The organism is Cryobacterium sp. MLB-32 (assembly GCF_000738085.1).
GTDB lineage: Bacteria > Actinomycetota > Actinomycetes > Actinomycetales > Microbacteriaceae > Cryobacterium.
Window position 1 is genome coordinate 1 of the sequence record NZ_JPRS01000287.1, and the last position, 2,702, is coordinate 2,702.

Consider the following 2,702-nt stretch of genomic DNA (forward strand, 5'->3'; position numbering starts at 1 on the left):
GGTCTGGCCACGGGCCTTGAATGCCACCACCCAGCGGCCCAACGTGGCTTCGTTGATTCCGAGTTCGCGGGCGACAGTTGCGACCCCTCTACCGGTGGTTAAAACCAGCTTCACGGCCTCGTCTTTGTACTCAGGGGTGAAGTCCCGACGTGATCTTGCCATAGTGAACATTCTCTCTTGTGAGGTGTCCACACAACGGGGTCAAGGCCACTCTCTTGAACGCGTCTAGCCGCGGCGCGGACCGGACCCGCGGTTTCCGTGGCGGCGGCTCCGCTTGCAGCAGGGCTTGCCGCACCGTTGGCCGCCCGACGCCATAACGTCGGGCCAACTCCCGGATCGAGACGCCCTCCACCCGTGCGTCACGCCGGATCTGCGCGAAAATTTCCACCCGAGACTCCATCCGAACCTCCACCCTGAGCAACCAGAAAACACGTTGCAACAACGGTGGAGGTGGGTCCCGGTTCGGTTGCCCGCGACACCCCGCTTCGCCCGAAGTGGGTCCGGCTTAGATTGCCCTGGTGGGTCCCAGTAACGCTGCCATAGTCAGTCATCGACCTCACAACGGATGCGCATGCCACCGACCTGATGAAACAGTTCGGCTACACCACGGCACCGGTCGTCATCGCCCGCGTGGTGTCCTGGTCCGGCTTCCGGCCCGACTGGATCGCGAAGATAGCCGCCCTGCGCGACCACCCCTCCCTCACCGGCGAGTAAGCGCCCTGCAATGGAATTCAGCACCCTGCAGACGACCCTGCCCATCAGCGACCTGGAACACGCGGCGCGCGCACGAAAGATTGCCGAACGCCTCGACGACCTGCGCGCATACGGACGCCACGGCTACACCCTCGCAAACACGCTCACCATCACCGGAACCAACTACGTGACCATCATCGACACGCTCACAAAGGACCAAGCCAAATGACCACAGCAACCTGCACACCGGCGTCACCCCTGATGACACCGGACCAAGCCAGCGATGCGCTGGGTATCTCCCTTACGGAGCTCCAGAAAATGAGACTTGGCACCGCCGGACCGAACTACCACGGCATCGGCTTGGGCCTCATCCGCTACAACACAGCAGACGTCATGCGCTGGCGAACATCACGGGCTGCAGCATAGGCGCGTCCGGCGCGGCTCCGTGGCATCGATCGCGGCCTACTTCAACGCGCTTCGAAACGTCACCGAGCCGGCGCCGAGTTGCGCGAACGCGGCAACGACTGAGACAGCGTCAATCCGACCTCCAGGCGATGCTGATGACGCTACTCACGTCCGCGATCATCCCGACCACGGCCGTCCCGTGCCCTCGGCGCGGGACGCCGCGGGGAAGCAAGACCATCGGTCGCACGCGCGCGAACCGCCGCAACACTTGCGTCAACAAGCTTGCTCCGCGGCGTTAGTCGCACCTTGTCAACTTCCAGCACACGGTCGGCACCTTCAGCTGCAGTTCGGAACCGCCGGTAGTGATCGACCGCGCCGCACTCCGCCGCCAAACGCTCGGCAACAAACTCGGAAAGCGAACGACCATCCGGGCCATCAAAAACAGCCCGCGCATACTCGCTCGGGACCCACCTGCCCCCGAGACCCTCGCCACTCTCAAGAGCAACTTCGTATGACTGTTGCCACCGCTTCGCAATGCGGGACTCGGAAAGCTCATACGGCACTTCCACATCCACCACGTCCACGCCGTAACCTGCCTCCTCGAGCTGCTTCCCCAGCCCCAAAGCCGAGACCTCGGACGACAGAACCGTGTCGATGACGATGTTCGCCCCGGCGCGTATCGCTTCTCCGCGGAGCCGCTTCGCGAGCTCAGACGATTCTTCGTGAACGAGTGACGCCAACTCCAGCGGGAAGAATTTCTCCCCAGCCGCCTCGTGATCCTTTACGACGGCTGGTTTCAGAAACGCGTCGTAACTGCCATCATCGATCGCAGCCCGAAGCAACGCATGCTTGAAATCATCTGCGTCAATGCTCAGCCACTCGTTAGCTGTGTCCCCCAGGATCTCGTCACGCAATACCGTGCTCTTGCCGGCGCCCGGCGGCCCGGCAAGGACGATCGCACGATTCTCGAACCGAACCCCAGGACGACTCTCCACAACCTCTCGAATGAGCCGATCGTGAAGCTCCGCCCGACCACTCCTCACAATGGCGCGACCGCCAACATAACGAAACCACTCAGGATTATGCACCGTGGCATTGGGGCCATCCGGCGCGAGCGCCTGCCCCGGTTTGGCAAGCGCGCGCACAGTCGCGCGATGGGCGTCAATAGCGCCCCTATCACCAGCCACTACTGAGAGGAATCCGCGGCACGATCCAAGATCGCATCGTAAATCGCACCGTCAATGAGCCCATCGCTCAGTGCGCGCCCGACCTCGTCGAATGACCCAGAAGCAGACACCAGGAGCGAGTCGTAACCATCCGTCGGCGCCTCCGGCGGGTAGGCCCATCGGCCTAACTCATCAACGAGCTGGGCCCGGGTCAACTCCCCCGTGGCATACCGCTGCGCAATCTCATACGGAGACGCACCAGAAAACCCCGGTACCGGCTCCACCACCTTTGCCGCAGTCCGCAACGCAGAATGAATCGTCGGCTGCTTCACCCCCAACTGCGACGCAAGCTCCGTCTGACTCATGATCGCAGCCAAACGCCGCAACTCCCGAAGGTAATCGAGACGGTCAAGGTCAAGCCGCTGGCGCAACGTCCGC

6 protein-coding genes are annotated in these 2,702 nt (G+C 62.9%); 3 read left to right on the top strand and 3 right to left on the bottom strand.

All coding sequences use genetic code 11. From position 1 onward, the window contains the following. Positions 1–171, bottom strand: a 171-nt coding sequence (locus JF66_RS17655) for a transposase (RefSeq protein ID WP_156109892.1), incomplete at its 3' end; no start/stop codon positions are given. 414 nt (positions 172–585) lie between these two features. On the opposite strand from JF66_RS17655, the gene JF66_RS25090 reads away from it, so the two are divergent. From JF66_RS25090 to JF66_RS23205, 3 genes are read left to right on the top strand one after another with little or no spacing between them, the layout of a single operon-like run. Further along, positions 586–714: a hypothetical protein gene (locus JF66_RS25090; RefSeq protein ID WP_255351545.1), complete on the top strand. Its 129-nt coding sequence runs from the start codon at positions 586–588 to the stop codon at positions 712–714. Positions 715–724: 10 nt separating this feature from the next. After that, complete coding sequence (locus tag JF66_RS17660; protein ID WP_035880080.1) at positions 725–922, top strand: hypothetical protein; 198 nt, start codon at positions 725–727, stop codon at positions 920–922. Beyond that, complete coding sequence (locus JF66_RS23205) at positions 919–1,119, top strand: hypothetical protein (protein WP_156109893.1); 201 nt, start codon at positions 919–921, stop codon at positions 1,117–1,119. The genes JF66_RS17660 and JF66_RS23205 overlap by 4 nt, the downstream gene beginning before the upstream one ends. Positions 1,120–1,259: 140 nt before the next feature. On the opposite strand, the gene JF66_RS17665 is transcribed toward JF66_RS23205, so the two are convergent. Next, positions 1,260–2,243, bottom strand: a complete 984-nt coding sequence (locus JF66_RS17665) for a zeta toxin family protein (RefSeq protein WP_231556489.1) — start codon at positions 2,241–2,243, stop codon at positions 1,260–1,262. A 41-nt stretch (positions 2,244–2,284) separates the two neighbouring features. Beyond that, positions 2,285–2,702 (bottom strand): hypothetical protein (locus JF66_RS17670; protein WP_035880084.1); only part of this gene is annotated, 418 nt, incomplete at its 5' end.